The sequence below is a fragment of the Prosthecobacter sp. genome, assembly GCF_044227185.1.
In the GTDB taxonomy this organism is placed as follows: domain Bacteria; phylum Verrucomicrobiota; class Verrucomicrobiia; order Verrucomicrobiales; family Verrucomicrobiaceae; genus Prosthecobacter.
Genome location: NZ_JBGAFO010000007.1, coordinates 133,880 through 150,067 on the forward strand (window position 1 = coordinate 133,880; position 16,188 = coordinate 150,067).

Here is a 16,188-nt window from a genome sequence, read left to right on the forward strand (position 1 = left end):
AGGAAAATGGGTTGTGGGTTCGTCACGCAGGCAAAGAAAAAGCCCTGCTGCCTTGGAGTGGGCGAGCAGGGCTTCCTTCGGAAACTGGCCTTCGGGGCCTAATGGGGCGTCAGAGCGCCCTGCTCGTCATGTCTCTTTATCGGGAGACTCCACTCTTGTGCTTTGGCGGCCGGCATAAAGCCATAACCCAATCTCGCACACACGGACTCTCCGCGACGCAGAATCAGCGCGGTTGAGTTAAGATGTGTCCGGTTGGTGTTCATGGCTTGTGTTGAAGGTAACGGATCATGACACGGCCTTGTTAGGCCGTCAACACGATATTCCACTTTTTTCTTATACCGTCAGTTTTCGGGTCGCATTTCTTCCCTAAAACCCAAACATCTCAGCGAAAGGCCTTTTCCATTGCCTCCACATTCGCTTTCATCACACTCATGAAGTCACCGCTGTCCGGCACGTTCGCGCAGGGATCAAACACCACGCTTTGAAGCCCCAGCGCCGCGAGTTTTTCGACACTGTCCTTGCTGGGCTGCCCCTCCCAGATCATCCAGCGGGCGCGATGTCCGGCCAGGATGCCTTTGAGATCGTTGAGCGCAACGTCATCGAGCACGGTGTCAGGCTCCCAGAGAACGGATTTCAAATCCAGCCCGTACCGGCGTGCGAGATAGTGATACACCGGATGCGAAGCCACCAGCGGATGCTGCACCAGGTGCCGGCTGAGCGCGCTCATGCGTTCGTCCAGAGACTCCAGCTCCTCTTTCAGCGCCTCCGTGTTCTTGCTGATGCTGTCTTTGGCCCCGGGCACGAGTTTGGACAGTGCATCGCTCACCGCCTGCGCCTGCAGAGCGGCCTGGTTGAAGTCGATCCAGGTGGTAAAGGCGGTGCCATTGTGGCTGTGCGCACCACCAGGGCCGTGGCTGTGTGTGGTGGCATCGCGCACTTCGATCAAGTTATTGCCAAAGGCAGCCGAGGTATCGACCACTTTGGACTCCGGCAGCGTGACCTTGTCCGCCCACTTGGAATAGCTGGCGCCGTTCATGAGGATGAGGTCGGCGTTTTGAAAGGCCGTGATGGCGGCCTCGTCTGGCTGCCAGAAGGCCGGATCCTCCCCCTTCGGAGCCAGGAAGCGCACCTCCACGGCGTCACCGGCGATGCGCTGCGCAAAGTACTGCAGCGGATAGTTCGCCACCAGCACCTGCGGCTTGCCCGACTTCGCAGGCGTCGGAGCCGCCGCCGCAGGCTCGCCGGTTTTTTCCGCCGCGGGTTTGCAGCCCGCAAGGGCGATGGCAAGGCAGGAGAAGAGAAAGAAACGCATTTTCATAAAAAGGGGTGATTGCATCTGGTAGGGCATCGGCGGTCAATGGCAAACTGACAATTCAGGCACCGAGACGGAACTCTCCACGCTGGAGGAGATCATTCAACGCTTTACGATACGGCGCAGGCATCGGCGTGGACTCAAGTTCGCCGAAAGGGATCACCCGATGAGTGTCAGGCCACGCACTTGTCTGACCGTCCGGCTCATGCACCCAGAGCGTGACTTTATACCGCGTGATCCCGTATTGCATGCGCAGGAGGACGGGCGGTGGTGCATCGGCATTTGCGGCGGCCAGCGCAGGGAGCTTCCAGAGGCCGGTGCGGCGCTTTCCGGTCTCCAGCTCCAGCAGCACACCCTTCTCATTTCGAAGGAAAATGACCCGCTCCGTCACTGCGGTGATCTGCTGGCGCGCCTGTTTCACGGGCAGCGTCTCGGGCTCCAGCGCCCGGCACTGGCCCCGCACCGGGCAGAGATCACAGGCAGGTTTCGTGGGCGTGCAGTACGTCTGGCCAAGCTCCATGAGCGCCGAGTTCAGCGCGCGCGGATCGTCCGTGGCCTCCACGATGGCGTTGGAGCGCTCCCACAGACGCTTCACTCCTGCGGTGGAGTCCACCGGCGTCGCATCATTGCAAAGGCGCGCCAGCACACGGGCGATGTTGCCATCGACGATGGGCACCGCCAGGCCAAAGGCAAAACTGGCCACGGCCCCCGCCGTGTAGGGCCCCACACCGGGGAGCGCGAGTATCGTCGCATGATCACGGGGAAACACCCCGCCATGTTTCGCCATCACCTCCTGGGCCAGGCGCTGAAGATTGCGCGCCCGCCGGTAGTAGCCCAGGCCCTCCCAGGTTTTCAGCACCTCCTCTTCGCGCGCCGCCGCCAGGGTCTGAAAATCGGGAAACTTTTCCAGCCAGCGGGCGTAGAAACCCCGGTCCAGCACCGTCGAAATCTGCGTCTGCTGCAGCATCACCTCGGACACAAGGATGGCGTAGGGATCCCGCGTGCGCCGCCAGGGGTAGTCACGCGCGTGGCTGCCAAACCAGTTCACGAGTTCCGTGGCAATGGCTGAGGGATTCAGACTGGCAGGCGTGGGGGGCATCTCCTCATTTATGGCTCATCCGCTGCATTTTTCATGAGTCTTTCGCCAGGCTTGCGTTTAAAGTCTCGCATGCCGGCACTCACCAGTTACACCCATGCGCTGACCGCCCTTCAGGCGGCGAAGCTGCGCACGCTGCTGGAGGAGCGCGGATTTGAGTTTCAAACCAAGCCCTACTGCCTCTACGCTGCCGCCAGGTCAAAGGTGAACGTCTGCGTGTATGAAAAGGGCCCCAAAATCGTCGTGCAGGGAAAGGAGACCGAGGATTTCATCACCCACCTGCTTGAACCCGAGGTGCTGGGAGAAGCAAAGCTCGGCTATGAAGAGGTGCATAATCCGGAAATGTTCCAGCCCCACATCGGCGTGGATGAAAGTGGCAAGGGCGACTTCTTCGGCCCGCTGGTCATCGCCGGTGTCTATGTGGATGGGAATGTGGCACGCCGCCTGCGCGACATCGGTGCTGTGGACAGCAAACGCATCAGCAGCGACGAGCGCATCTTCAAGATTGCGGGGGACATTCGCGCAGTTCCCGGCCTAGCCTGGGAGGTCATCTCCATCCATCCCGCCCGCTACAACGAGCTCTATGAGAAATTCGGAAACCTCAACCGGCTCCTGGCCTGGGGCCATGCCAGGATCATCGAGAATCTTCTGGAACGCGTCCCCGGCTGCCCCCGGGCCATTTCAGACCAGTTCGCCAATCCCGCAGTGCTGCAGCGCGCCCTCCAGACCCGGGGAAGAGAAATCGAACTCGTCCAGCGTACGAAGGCCGAAAGCGACCCTGCAGTGGCCGCCGCCTCCATCCTGGCACGCGAGGCCTTCGTGGGCTGGCTGAAGTCCCAGAGCCAGAAGTTCAGCCTGGAACTGCCCAAAGGGGTCTCCCCGGTGGTGAAGCAGGCGGCCGCCAGTTTGGCGCAGCAGCATGGAAACGACCTCCTGCCCGCCCTCTGCAAGATGCACTTCCGGACTTCTTCTGAGGTTCTGTCCCGGTCAGTTTCGGATCATTCCAATAAACCCGCTGGATAAATCGTAGGTAGAGATGATAATTCGGCGCAGAAATTAGTTGCACCTCGCTAAACGTCTCGCTAGTCACACGCATTATGACAACGATCACCAAGAAAGATTTGGTTGCGGAACTCAGTAACGCAACAGGAATCAAGCATGCCGACACACTGGCCATGGTGGAAGCCTTTATGGAGCTGGTCTCGAAGAATCTGGCCGAAGGAAACGAGGTCACGCTGCGCACGTTTGGCACCTTTGACCTCCGTGTGGCACGTGGCAAAATCGGCCGCAACCCCAAGCAGCCAAACTCGGAGGTGATGATTCCGGACCGCTGTGTCGTCCGGTTCAAGCCCAGCAAGGAGCTCAAGTCCCGTGTGGCGGCGCTTTCGGTGCAGAAGCTGCATGACGGCCAGCCCGTGAACGGCGCCGGGCTCAACGCACGCCAGCTCTGATCGCTCCCCCTCCGCGCCGCGCGCAGCCGGTCAGAAAGCTTTGGCGATTCGACTGCAACGTCGGCTAGTTTGGAGCGTACTTTCCGCCCACCATGCCGCCTCGCCTCCTCTCCACGCTCGTTTTCGCCTCCCTGCTGACCACCGTCTCCGCTGCCCCCCAGTGGATCTGGTTTTCCAAAAACGGCGACAAGGACCCCCAGGTCACCTTCCGCTACCGCTTTGATGTGCCGGCCAAGGTGCAGTCCGCCCTGCTGGAGCTGACCTGTGACAACGGGGCTGAGGCCCTCCTCAACGGCAAAAAGGTGCTCTCCAACCCGGACTGGCAGGAGCCCACGAAGGCCGATGTCAGCAAGGACCTCAAGCCCGGCACCCAGAACGAAATCATCGTGAATGCCCGCAACAAGGGCGGAGTGGCGGCTCTCATCGCGCGCCTGACGATCAACCTGCCCAATGACAAGCCGATTATTGTGGAGACCACGGACAAATGGGAGGCTTCCAAGGCAGGCTCCGCCGCCTGGCAGCCCGCCCTCGTGATCAGCGACTATGGCAAAGGCCCCTGGGGACTCGCTCTGGATGTCAAAGCGGGTGGAGGCGGCGGCGGCCCGGCAGAAAGCATCGCCGCCAGCGAGATCACCGTGCCGAAAGGCTTCAAGGTGGAGAAGCTTTACAACGTGCCCAAAGACCAGGAAGGCTCCTGGGTGGCCCTCACGGTGGACCCAACGGGCCGCCTCATCGCCTGCGACCAGTACGGCAGCATTTACCGCATGAGCGTGCCCGCTGTGGGCAAAACCGAAGACCTCAACCCGGAAAAACTCGCCGTCCAGCTCGGCAAGGCCCACGGCCTGCTGGCCGCCTTCGACAGCCTCTACGTCATGGTCAATGAAGACGGCAAAAACAACGGTCTCTACCGCGTGCAGGACTCCGATGGTGACGATCAGTATGACAAGATCACCAAACTCCACACCATGGCCGGCGGTGGCGAACACGGCCTGCACAGCATGACCGTGAGCCCGGATGGCAAGCGCATCTTCTTCAACTGCGGCAACCACACCAAGCTGCCCGAAGGCCTGGAAGACAGCCGCCCGGCCAAAATCTGGGGTGAAGACCACATCCTCCCGCGCATGTGGGACGCGAACGGCCACGCGCGCGGCATCCTGGCCCCCGGCGGCTACATCTGCAGCATGAATCCGGATGGCAGCGGCCTGGAGCTCTTCTGCTACGGCTTCCGCAATGAGTTCGACATCTGCTTCAACGACCAGGGCCAGCTCTTCACCTATGACGCCGACATGGAGTGGGACATCGGCAGCCCCTGGTACCGCCCCACCCGCGTGAACCACTGCGTGAGTGGCGCGGACTACGGCTGGCGCAGCGGCAGCGGCAAATGGCCCAACTATTACCCCGACTCCCTGCCCACCACGCTCGACATCGGCCCCGGCAGCCCCACCGGCGTCGTCGCTGGCACTGGCGCAAAGTTTCCCGCCAAATACCAGCACGCCGTCTTCATCAACGACTGGACCTACGGCACCATGTGGGCCATCAACCTTGAAGCAAAAGGCGCCAGCTACGCCGCCACCAAGGAAGAGTTCGTCTTCGGCAAGCCCCTGCCGCTCACCGACGTCGTCATCCATCCGCAGGACGGTGCCATGTACTTCGCCGTCGGCGGCCGCAAGACCCAGTCCGGCGTCTATCGCGTGACTTACGTCGGCGATGAATCCACCGCCCCCGCCAAAGCGCTGCCTCTCGGCGAGGACTTCAAGCTCCGCGCCACGCTGGAGGCCTTCCACACCGGCAAAGTGGATACCAGCAAAGCCCTGGCAGAAGCATGGCCCTACCTCAGCAACAGCGACCGCCACCTGCGCTATGCCGCCCGTGTGATCCTCGAAAAACTCCCCGTCGATCTCTGGCGTGAAAAAGTCCTGGCCGAAACAAACCCGGTCGCGCTGATCGAAGGACTCATCGCACTCGCCCGCGTCACAGGAGCCAAAGCCGGCCACGAAGGGGGCAGGCCCGCGGCGAAGCCTACCGGCACCTCCTCGGAACCCATCAGCCCTGTGTCTCCCGAAAACGTCGAGCTGGAAGGCCGCATGCTGCTTTCCCTGGGCAAACTCGTGGGTGCCCAGCTCACCATCGACCAGCAGCTCGCCGCCCTGCGCGCGCTGGAGCTCATCTTGATCCGCCTGGGCAAGCCGGACGCAGACATCTGCTCCCAGATCGCCACGGCGCTCGACGCTTTCTATCCCGTGGAGAACCCTTATTTGAATCGCGAGCTTTGCCAGATCCTCGTCGCCATTGATTCACCCACGGTCGTGTCCAAGACACTGGCGCTCATGGCCACCGCCAAAGATGACTTCCAGGAAGTGACCACGGACGCCGTGCTGAGCCGCAATGACGGCTACGCCAATGCCGCGCGCGCCGCCGCCGGCAGCCGCCCGAACGCGCAGCAGATCAGCTACATGTTTGCCCTGCGCAATGCCACTGCCGGCTGGACGCCAGAGCACCGCAAGACCTTCTTCTCCTGGTTCCCCCGCGCCCGCACTTGGAAGGGCGGCAACAGCTTCAAAGGCTTCATCGAGAACATCCGCAAGGACGCCCTGGCCACCTTTGTGCCGAAGGAAGAGGTCGCCGCCCTCGAATCGCTCAGCAACAAGGTCGAAGCCAGCACCTCCATTCCCAACTACGTCGCCCCCAAAGGCCCCGGCAAAAACTGGACCGTCGATGAAGTCGTCGCTCTGACTGCGGGCGGGCTCAAAGGCCGCGACTTTGCCAATGGCGAGGCCATGTACCGCAGCATCATGTGCGCCACCTGCCATCGCTTCAATGGCGAGGGCGGCAGCATCGGCCCGGACCTCACCGGCTCCGGCAACCGCTACACCATGCGTGATCTCCTGGAAAACATCGTTGATCCCAGCAAGGTCATCTCCGACCAGTACGACAGCCACGAAATAACCAAAAAAGACGGCAGCGTCATCATCGGCCGCATCGTTGTGGAGGAAAACGGCAAGGTCTTCGTTATGACCAACCCCTTCGCCCCCAATGACCAGATGGCCATCAACGAGAGCGACATCGCCAAAAAAGGCACCCGCAAGGTCAGCATGATGCCCCCCGGCCTCATCAACACCCTCAATCAGGACGAACTCCTCAATCTCATCGCCTACCTCATGAGCGGCGGTAATGCGAAGGACAAGGCGTTCCAGAAATAGCACGGGTGTGCCGCAGCTTCAGCCACGGAAGGCCGGCGGATCGCCGGCCTCTTTTTTCTGGTCAATCAAAAGCAATGCTGCTACGGACGGCCGGACCCATGTCGATCTTTTTCTCCCAGGGAATCGCTGTTCTCTTTTCTGAAGCCCCTGATTCAGGCTCATTGCGGCATCACCTTGAACGCCACGGGCACACCATCGCTGCCGACGAAGACGCCGCCGACTGGCCTGAGATGCAGGGGGCTGGCTTCACCCTGAAAACCGATTTTGAAAGCGGCGCGACCTGCTCGGTGGACATCTGCGAGTTTCCCTGGCCTGACGAAATGGGCGCCAGTGGAGACCCCACGCTGCTCACCTCGGCTCACGCTCTCGGCGCATTTGGCCCCTTTGTTCACCCCGGAGCTTTGGCGCGTGCACTTCAGGCTCCCGCCTGCCAAACGGACGGAACCGCCGCGTGCGACCACCGCGCCTTCGTGCGCCTCCGTGTCAGTCATTTTTTCCCAGCACCTGAGGGTACGGAGGAAGCACGACCCATGCAGCCTGAAAAGGCGCATCCGGCGCAGGAGCTCGGTTTGCTGCTGCACCTGGCCGCCTCTCTCGCTGGCCTGCAGGGCGCACTCGCATACTTCAATCCGAGCAGCGAACTGATCCTCTCCTTGGAGACTCTGGGGCAAATCTTGAGCGGCGCACAGGAACAAAGTACCTATCCCATCGAGGCTGTGTGCCGCCTGCGCGGCTGCGCGGTCGATGACGGCTGGTCGTTTGTCGATTCCATCGGCATGGAGCAGCTCGGCATGCAGGACCACGAATTTGCCTGGGTGGATGCCGCAGTCACCCGTTCGGAGCAAATCAGCTTCCTGATCAATCTGCTGCACTACCAGACCGACAACGCCGTACGGTTTGCCAGCGGCCACACCACAGACGGTCCGCACGAAAGACGCTGGCGTACGGAGGAACGCGAACAAGCCTGCATGATGCCGCCGCGCAAAGTTCTGCACTGGACCATGGACGGCTCTCCGCCAGAGCCGCCCCGGCTCTCCGCCGCCCCCATGGCAGTGGCGCCCGGGCCGTCTGAGGAAACCAGCCCGGCCACCGAAGCGGACGAAGTGATTGCGAAGCTGGAGGCCTGGCTGCCGCACCGTGACGCCATCCGCATGCGTGCCGTCAAGTGGATGCGCTCCCCTTCCTTTCGGACCGTGTATTATGATGAGGCGCACATCCCCATGGCTCTGAAGCTTGCGCTGGCGCAGGAAATGTCCAAAAAGGAGGCCGCCGAAACCTGGAAGAAGGTTCAAATCTGGGGACAGCAGACTCCGGAGCTCTGGAATCAGTACCAGCACCTTGCCTCGCATGGACAGGTCTGGTTTGCCGTGCCGATGATGACGAACCCGGCGTTTAATAAAGAAGCTCATTCGCTTCTTCCCTGCGGAGTCATCGTCGCCACGGAACAGACCAGCACGGAAATCATCGCAGCTGGTGTGTATGCCATGGTGGCCTATGAGCTTTATGCCGGTGAGGGGGACAAAACCAAGTTTCCCGGAACAGCGCGGATCATGTCCAACGACGAATATCGCCTGTTTTACCGCGAGGCCTTCCCTTTGAAAGAAACCCACGGCCATCACTTCACCCTGCTGAGTGTGCTCATGCGCAAGTCATGGATGCCTCCCGAGGACGTGCCGTTCATCCCCTTTCTCGCCATGCCCGGGCCGCAGGGCGCGATCGTCCAGATCCCCTGGCACATCGCCACCGGCACACCCGCGCCTCCTGGCTCAATGAATCCAGGCCGTTTTGCGGAAGTGGCCAGACTGGACCGCCAGGTGGATCGAATGGTCGAGGAACACAATGCCAGCCGGTCTGGCTGCGGGAACCTGATCAGGCTCATCATTTGGGGGATTTTTATCGCCGGCCTCATTGGCGGAATCCTCCTCGCTGTATTGGACAAATCCTCCGGCATCAAAAAATCCCCGACGATTCAAAAGAAAGCTTTCCCGATTGAGCCAACAAACCCCAGATAGCCAGCCCACCATGAATCGCACACTTATCATCGCCTCGCTTTTCCCTGCCCTCGCCATCGCCGCCGATCCCGCGAAACCGGCTGAACCCAAAAAGGAAAAGCCTTTCACGCCAGGTGGCATCTACCGGCAGGGAGACATGCAGCGCCCGCGGCCCACGGTGATCACACCGCCCACAGCTGCCACCGCACCGAGCGACGCCATCGTGCTTTTTGATGGCAAGGACCTTTCCAAATTCATCCGCAGACCGCGCAAAGACGACAAGGACCAGAGCGATGCGCCCAATTGGAAAATCGAAAACGGCTATGCCGAAATCAAACCGAAAGGCGGCGACATCGATACCAAAGACAAATTCGGCTCCTGCCAGATCCACCTCGAATGGGCTACGCCCTCTGAAGTCGTGGGCACCAGCCAGGGCCGCGGAAATAGCGGCGTACTCATCCACGGCTGGGGCGAGGTGCAGGTGCTCGACTCCTATGAAAACGACACCTACCCAGATGGCCAGGCCGGGGCGATCTACAGCAAATATCCCCCGCTGGTAAACGCCAGCCGCAAACCCGGCGAATGGCAGAGCTACGACATCATCTGCGAGTGCGCCCAACTCGACGACAAAGGCAAAGTGCTCCAGCCCGCACGCATGACGGTGCTGCACAACGGCGTCATCGTGCAGCATGCCGTCCCTCTTGAAACAACCATCCAGGAGTTTGGCTTCGCGCTGCAGGATCATCACAACCCCACCCGCTACCGCAACATTTGGGTGCGCCCCCTGCACCGCCGCGATGAAAACGCGAAGAAGGACGAGGCCGTGAAGTAGCAGCTACTTCCTGGCCACAGCAGGTTTGCGCTGCTTCTCCGTCACGAGCTTGTGCGTCTCCTCACCGATCCACAGATCCGTGCAAACGGAGGGCTTCCCAGGCAGTTCGGCAGTGCGGTTGAAAAGCAGCGCATCACCTTCCTTCAGGTCGGCCAGCTTTACCTGCTGATCGGCCTTCCATACGCGGGTGGCATCGCTCACGCAGAGAATGCAGGCACCGATGTCCTGCGGGCGCTGCATGTCGCCATTGTAGTCCTTCACCAGGGGAAGCTGCCAGGCTACGCGGATCTGATCTCCGTGAACAGCAGTGATACGCGCCGTGATGGCATTGGCGCTGGCGTGACTGAAGTCATCGCTGATGAAACTGACGCGGGTAAAAGCGCCCTTTTCATCCTGGAAAACATGGAAGCGATAACGCTGACCGGTGGGCAGTTGCGCAAACTGTGGATCCGCTCCGAGAAACTTGAGCGTGTGGTGCTTGATCAACCTAAAATTCGCAGTCTCGCCCGTCAGCTCGAAGAGAAACTGGCCCGTGCCATTCTTGCCATCCACCTGTAGAAGCTGGCCAAATACCGTGTGCTCGGCAAAGGGCGGCGGCTTCAAGTCATCCTTGAGCTGATACCAGGGCAGCTTCTCATTGCTGAAATCCGTGCGAAAAGGAAACTGCTCCGGGTAATCACGGGCCACGTTTTCTACCAGCTCCTGATTGAGCATGCGGCCAAATCCGTAGCCCATGAGGCTCTCGCCATAGAACTGATCCTGCACCTTCCAGCCGCCAAGAAAAACGCGCACGACACGACCACGGCGAAATCCTTCGAGCATGTTGCTCACCTTCACCGTCACCTGCACGCCGCTGCTGCCGAAGTATTCGCTGGGCACCTTGTTCACTTCCGTGATGGTGCAGCGCTCGCCGTCCACGCCAGGATTCCACGTGCGCAGCTCGTCGTTGGCCACGCAGAGCTTGCCTTCTTTGCCCAGGGCAAGCACCTCGCCATAAGCCGCCTGAAACGCCGTTGGATCCGCGCTGAAAAAGGTCACGGTGACGGTGTTTCCTTCCGTCTTGTCGATCCAGCCGGCCACCCCGCGATTCTCCGTAAACTCACGGAACTTCTTCAACTGCGCTGCATCAGCCGGCTGGCCATCATCGGTGGTGATGAGTTGTGAGCCGGGCAGCATGAGGAAGGTCATTTTCGTCCCCAGCGGCACCTCCCGCAGATCCGCCTCCACGCCTTTGTACTTCATGATCGCATACGGCGGCATGGAGAACGGCACCAGCGAGCCGTCGTCCGCACGAAACTCGCCTTTGCGCAAAATGAAGTCCACGCTGACCAGCTCGCCACGAATGCGCTTGGCATCATTCAGCGAGGGAAACTCCATCGCATGAGCGAACAAAGAGGAAGCAAGAAGCAGGGAGCAAAGGAGTCGCATGAGCTGGATCACTGAAATTTCACGTCCACCTTCGGCAGCAGAGCCTTGATCTTGGCCTGCGTCTCCGCCGGATAGCCTTTCTGACGGTCGATGATTTTGAGTTCCTTGAGAAAGCTGAAGCCCTTCAGTACTTCCAGACGCTCCTCCGGCATGGCCGGGCTGCCCAGTTCCAGAGATTCAAGCTGCGTCATCGTGGCCAGCACCTTGAGGTCATCGTCGGTGGTGGTCTTGCAGTTCGTCAGCGTCAGGCGCTTCAGCGTCTTGATGTCTTTGATGATCGGCAGCGACTCAGACTTATCAAAGCCCTCGCCGAGTTGCAGATACTCCAGCGGCAGAGCGGTGATGTTCTTCAGTGCGGCAGGCGTGGCGTGGGCACCCAGTTCCAGCCCCTTGAGCTTCGTAAGCTTGGCCAGATTCGGAGCACCGGCGTCCGTGAACTTCGCATGAGCCAGGCTGATGCTCTCGAGATTCGGCAGATGATCGCACAGTTCCTTCAAACCCTCGTCATCAATGCTGCTGCCGCGATGGCTCACCTTGATCAGCTTGGTGAAGCCTTCAAACTTCGCATACGCACGCCCAGTGATCTTGGTGCCCACAAAGGAAAAGGTCTCCAGATTCTTCAGTCCCGCGAGCTGCGCCATGCCTGCATCGGTGAGCGAGCCGTTGTTGGTAAAGCGCAGCGTCTTGAGGTTGGTGAGCTTGGCGATGTTTGGCATCCACTCGTCATTGAACTTGGTGGAAATGATATTCAGCGACTCCAGCGTGGTGATGTGGCCGAGATGCTCAAAGAAGGCGGCATCATACGGATCCTCTTTGCGGTGATCATGCGGCCCGGTGTTTGGCACCGCGAGATCCACCAGCTTCAGGCTCTGACCATCTTCGGTCTTCTCGACCTTGCCTTTGGCCCCTTCGACAATCTTGGTGACGGCTTCGACATGAGGATCCAGAGCAAGAGCGGAAACGCTTGCGGCAAACGACAGCAGGGTGATGAGAGAGAGGGTCTGTTTCATGGGAGTAGGTTGGGTAAAAGCGGGGGCTGCAATCACACGATCTCACTGACCGGCCCGAGGCTGTCCACGAAGGTCTCGGCATTGACCTCCATCTTTTGCAGCATGGTTACCAGCACGTTGCTCAGGCGGGCCTTGCCATCCTTGGGCTTGCCACAGAGGATGCGCCACTCGTCGTAGCTCAGCGTGTAGTCTTCTTTGAGATGCGGCTTGTTGTAGTCAAGGTGCTGGCCGTGTTTCAGGCCGAGGCCTTTGCCACCAGCGAGGAGGATTGGCAGGTTGCTGTTGCAATGGCTGTGACCGTAGCTCATGCCGCTGCCAAAGAGCACCATCGTGCGATCCAGCAGCGGCTCATCGCCGTCCTTCACCGCACGCAGTTCATCGAGGAAATGCGCAAACTGCTGCATGATGAAAGCATCGCTCTTCGCCAGACGGTCAAGAATCAGCGGATCGCCGTTGTGATGCGACAGGTTATGCCGCGCCTGCGTGATCTGGATCTCAGGAATCGCCAGCCCATTGCCCTCGCTGCCGTTCATGTAAGTAACCACGCGCGTCATGTCCGTGCGCAGCGCCAGCACGATGATGTCAAACATCGTGCGCCAGTACTCACCCGCCTGCGCCTTCGGCACATCACGCTGAAAGGGTGCCGCGAGATTCTTTTCCACCACCGGCTTAGGGATATCCAGCCACGCTTCCAGGCGTTCGGTGCGCTGCTCCACATCGCGCACAGCGTGCATGTATTCGTCCAGCTTGGTGCGGTCATCGGAGCCGAGCGCGAGACGCAGGGACTTCGCATCATCCAGCACGGCATCCAGCACACTGCGGCGTTTGGTCAGGCGCGCACGCTGTGCACCAATGCCTCCCGGCTCTTCGCCAAACAAGCGGTTGAAGATCAGCTTCGGATTGTCCTCCGCCGGCAGCGGCACGCCATCCCGGGAGAAGGCCAGCGTGTTCGTACCAAAGGGATGCCCGGTGCCCGAGGATATGGAAAGCTCCAGCGAATTGAAGCGTGTCTGCTGCCCTACCACCTCGGCCATCATCTGGTCGCAGGAGATCGTGTTCTCGTATTTGCGCCCGCCCTGCGCATCGATCTTCGCGCCCGTGAGCCACGTATCCGCGCACACATGCGCCTGCCCGAGGCCGTTCGGATGATGCAGCCCGCTGAAGACGGTAAAATCCTCCTGATGCTTCGCCAGCGGCTTCAGCGAAGGAGACAGCTCATAGCCCCGCCCCGCCTGCTTGCATTGCCACGTCATGCCATTCACGCCGTTGGGAATGTACACAAACACACTGCGTCTTGGCTTGACCGTGGCGGCGGCACTGGCACGCAGAGGCGTCATCGCATCGAGCAAAGGCAGCGCCATGGTGGTGCCGAGCCCGCGCAGAAAGTGGCGGCGGTTGAGAAGCCAGCGTTGGGATTGGATGTTGCTCATGGTGAATTCAGACTAACGTTTCAAAAACAGCGGACTGGTGACAAGCGCCTCAATCAGCGAGGCCAGTTTGTAATCATTCGCCTTGGACTCCTCGGTGATCCGCTTCAGCTCCTCGCGGTCCGAAAAGGTCATGCCACGGCGTAGCGCATACGTGGCCAGCTTGTCGGTCACCGCAGCGGCGAATTTGTCTTCGTCCTCCAGCAGGATCTTTTTCAAAGCTACCGAGTCGGCAAACTTGCGTCCATCAGGCAGCACGCCGCTGGGGTCTAGTGTCGGGTCTGCTCCGGTGCCGTCCTTGATCGTCTCCACGGTACGCCAGCGGCCGATGGCGTCGTAGTTGTCAAAGGCGATGCCGAGGGGATCGATCTTGTTGTGGCAGGCGGTGCAGTTCGGGTCGGCACGGTGCTGCTCCAGCTTTTCACGCACCGTCGTTTTCTTGGCTTTCGCATCCGGCGTGCTCAGCGCGGGCACGTTAGCGGGGGGCGGAGGCGGAGGCTTGCCGATAATGGACTCCAGCATCCACACACCGCGATGCACCGGACGATGCCGCGTGCCATCGGAGGTGAGGCTGAGCACGGAAGCCTGCGTGAGCAAGCCGCCGCGATGATCGTCCGGCTTCAGCGCGATGCGCTGCATCTGATCGCCGCGAATTCCTTCGATACCGTAGTGCATCGCCAGGCGCTCGTTGATCATCGTCCAGTCGGAGTCGAGAAATTCGCGCAGGCTGCCGTTGCGCTTGAGCACCTCATTGAAGAATCCCAGCGTTTCCGCCATCATGCTCTGCTCCAGATTTTCGTCGTAATCAGGATACAGCTCCTTGTCCGGCGGGAACATGCCCACCTTGCGCAGTTGCAGCCACTGGCGTGGGAAGCTGTCGGCAAACTCCTGCGCTTTGGTATCGGCAAGCATGCGCTTCACCTCCGCTCCCAGCGTTTTCGCCTCGTGCAGTTTGCCCTGTTTGGCGAGATCCAGCAGCCGTGCATCCGGCATGGAGCTCCACAGGAAATACGAGAGGCGGGAGGCGAGCTCGTAGTCACTCAGCGTGGGCGCGGCCTTCGCAGCATCCCCTTCCTCCAGATAAAGAAAACTTTTCGCGCACAGCACGCCCATGAGCCCGTTTTTCACCGCCACCTCAAAGGAATCTCCCAGTTCCAGCGACTTCTGCACCGGCTGCATCAGCCGCTCGATCTCCTTCGCCTGCACCGGCCTGCGCCAGGCGCGGGTGGCGAAGTTGGTGAGGATTTCGCGCGCATCTTTGCTGCTATAGATCTGCTGATGCGCCTTCGTCGGCCAGGAGTCCACGATGGGGCCGTCCCACTCCACGGTGTCGATGATCAGCGTCGGCTGGATGGGCTTGAAGTCATCGTCCGTCAGCTTCATCTGCCACGGCACACGGCTGCGCGTGGTGGTGAAGGCATTCGGCGTGCCGCTGTGGCGGGAGCGCCGGCCTTCAGGGTTCGGCCCCGGCACAGAGTTGATGATGCGCACGGGATACTTGCCCGCGACGAGATGCACCTTCGCCTCGACCGTGATGGGCTTGTCCTCCGGCGCGTCCACGTCCTGCTCGATGAGCGTCGTGTTGATGCTGGACATGTATACCTTCAGCCGCGGCGGGCGTCCGCCTTCGGGACGCAGCCCGCTGAGCTTGAGACGCAGAAGGTAATCGCCCGTGGTCTTGATGTCGATGTTCCAGGAATCCGTGGTGTAGTTCCGCGGCACGATTTCAATGCGCACCTTGTCCGCGATCCCACGCGCCTGATACTCCTCCTTGAAGCCCTTCCAGCGCATGTCAAAAGCCTCCCAGCGGATCACCTCGCGTTTCGGCTCGGGACGCAAAGAAAGCGCTTCATCAAGGATGGCATCCGCCGCGCTCAAATACTTCTCCACATGCGCAGGCGAGAGCGTCAGCACGGAGCCGATGCGCTCAAAGCCCTTCCAGTCCGGATCTTCCGGCAAACCGGTGGGCGCCTTCACATCAAAGTTCACGCCCAGCAGATCACGGATCGTGTTGCCATACTCGTCACGCGTCAGCTTGCGAAAGGCCACACGCTCACCCGCGGAGGACTGGCGCACGGTTTCAGATTCACGCAGCTGCTGCACGATCCAGTCTGCCACGGCGGAGATCTGCTCGGGCTTTGGCCTCGTCTCATCCTCCGGCGGCATGTCCCCAGAGTTGATACGGCTCATGATTTCCTCCCAGTGCCCCATGATCTTGGGCGACTGCAAGTCCACCACGAGATTATCCACGCGCAGATCGCCCTTCTGCTTTTTGGCATCGTGGCACTTGTTGCAATGCTGCTCAAAGAACGGGCGCACGAGGCTGGTCAGTTCACGCGATTCAGCACCCATCAATGCGTGGGAGATCAGAAATGCGGAGGCGGTCAGCGCAAAGGTGGGAAGGCGAGTCATCGGTCGGTCGGGGGACAAAACGGGGCCCG

11 protein-coding genes are annotated in these 16,188 nt (G+C 60.6%); 5 read left to right on the top strand and 6 right to left on the bottom strand.

From position 1 onward, the window contains the following. Window positions 1-382 precede the first annotated feature (382 nt). Window positions 383-1,318: a metal ABC transporter substrate-binding protein gene (locus ACILSQ_RS17575; RefSeq protein ID WP_395744956.1), complete on the bottom strand. Its 936-nt coding sequence runs from the start codon at window positions 1,316-1,318 to the stop codon at window positions 383-385. Window positions 1,319-1,373: 55 nt separating this feature from the next. Next, entirely contained in the window at window positions 1,374-2,411 is a 1,038-nt protein-coding gene (locus tag ACILSQ_RS17580; protein ID WP_395744957.1) for an A/G-specific adenine glycosylase, read from the bottom strand. 69 nt (window positions 2,412-2,480) lie between these two features. Between ACILSQ_RS17580 and rnhC the strand changes: the two genes are divergently transcribed. The 5 genes from rnhC (at window position 2,481) to ACILSQ_RS17605 (ending at window position 9,882) form a co-directional block, all read left to right on the top strand. Then, the gene (rnhC, locus tag ACILSQ_RS17585; RefSeq protein ID WP_395744958.1) at window positions 2,481-3,431 is read left to right on the top strand and encodes a ribonuclease HIII; all 951 of its coding nucleotides are present in this window, start codon (window positions 2,481-2,483) and stop codon (window positions 3,429-3,431) included. 74 nt (window positions 3,432-3,505) lie between these two features. Next, window positions 3,506-3,859 carry an HU family DNA-binding protein gene (locus ACILSQ_RS17590; RefSeq protein WP_395744959.1) on the top strand — a complete coding sequence of 118 codons (354 nt, stop codon included), beginning with the start codon at window positions 3,506-3,508 and terminating at the stop codon, window positions 3,857-3,859. Window positions 3,860-3,951: 92 nt separating this feature from the next. After that, window positions 3,952-7,059, top strand: a complete 3,108-nt coding sequence (locus ACILSQ_RS17595) for a c-type cytochrome (RefSeq protein ID WP_395744960.1) — start codon at window positions 3,952-3,954, stop codon at window positions 7,057-7,059. Between the two features lie 98 nt (window positions 7,060-7,157). Continuing rightward, a complete protein-coding gene (locus ACILSQ_RS17600; protein WP_395744961.1) occupies window positions 7,158-9,071 on the top strand; it encodes a DUF4261 domain-containing protein in 1,914 nt (637 codons plus the stop codon). Window positions 9,072-9,081: 10 nt separating this feature from the next. Further along, window positions 9,082-9,882 carry a DUF1080 domain-containing protein gene (locus ACILSQ_RS17605; RefSeq protein WP_395744962.1) on the top strand — a complete coding sequence of 267 codons (801 nt, stop codon included), beginning with the start codon at window positions 9,082-9,084 and terminating at the stop codon, window positions 9,880-9,882. Window positions 9,883-9,885: 3 nt separating this feature from the next. On the opposite strand, the gene ACILSQ_RS17610 is transcribed toward ACILSQ_RS17605, so the two are convergent. From ACILSQ_RS17610 to ACILSQ_RS17625, 4 genes are read right to left on the bottom strand one after another with little or no spacing between them, the layout of a single operon-like run. Next, a complete protein-coding gene (locus tag ACILSQ_RS17610; protein WP_395744963.1) occupies window positions 9,886-11,310 on the bottom strand; it encodes a hypothetical protein in 1,425 nt (474 codons plus the stop codon). Window positions 11,311-11,318: 8 nt separating this feature from the next. Further along, window positions 11,319-12,320, bottom strand: a complete 1,002-nt coding sequence (locus tag ACILSQ_RS17615; RefSeq protein WP_395744964.1) for a leucine-rich repeat domain-containing protein — start codon at window positions 12,318-12,320, stop codon at window positions 11,319-11,321. A gap of 32 nt (window positions 12,321-12,352) precedes the next feature. Further along, the gene (locus ACILSQ_RS17620; protein ID WP_395744965.1) at window positions 12,353-13,750 is read right to left on the bottom strand and encodes a DUF1552 domain-containing protein; all 1,398 of its coding nucleotides are present in this window, start codon (window positions 13,748-13,750) and stop codon (window positions 12,353-12,355) included. A gap of 12 nt (window positions 13,751-13,762) precedes the next feature. Further along, entirely contained in the window at window positions 13,763-16,159 is a 2,397-nt protein-coding gene (locus tag ACILSQ_RS17625; RefSeq protein ID WP_395744966.1) for a DUF1592 domain-containing protein, read from the bottom strand. Between the last annotated feature and the right edge of the window lie 29 nt (window positions 16,160-16,188).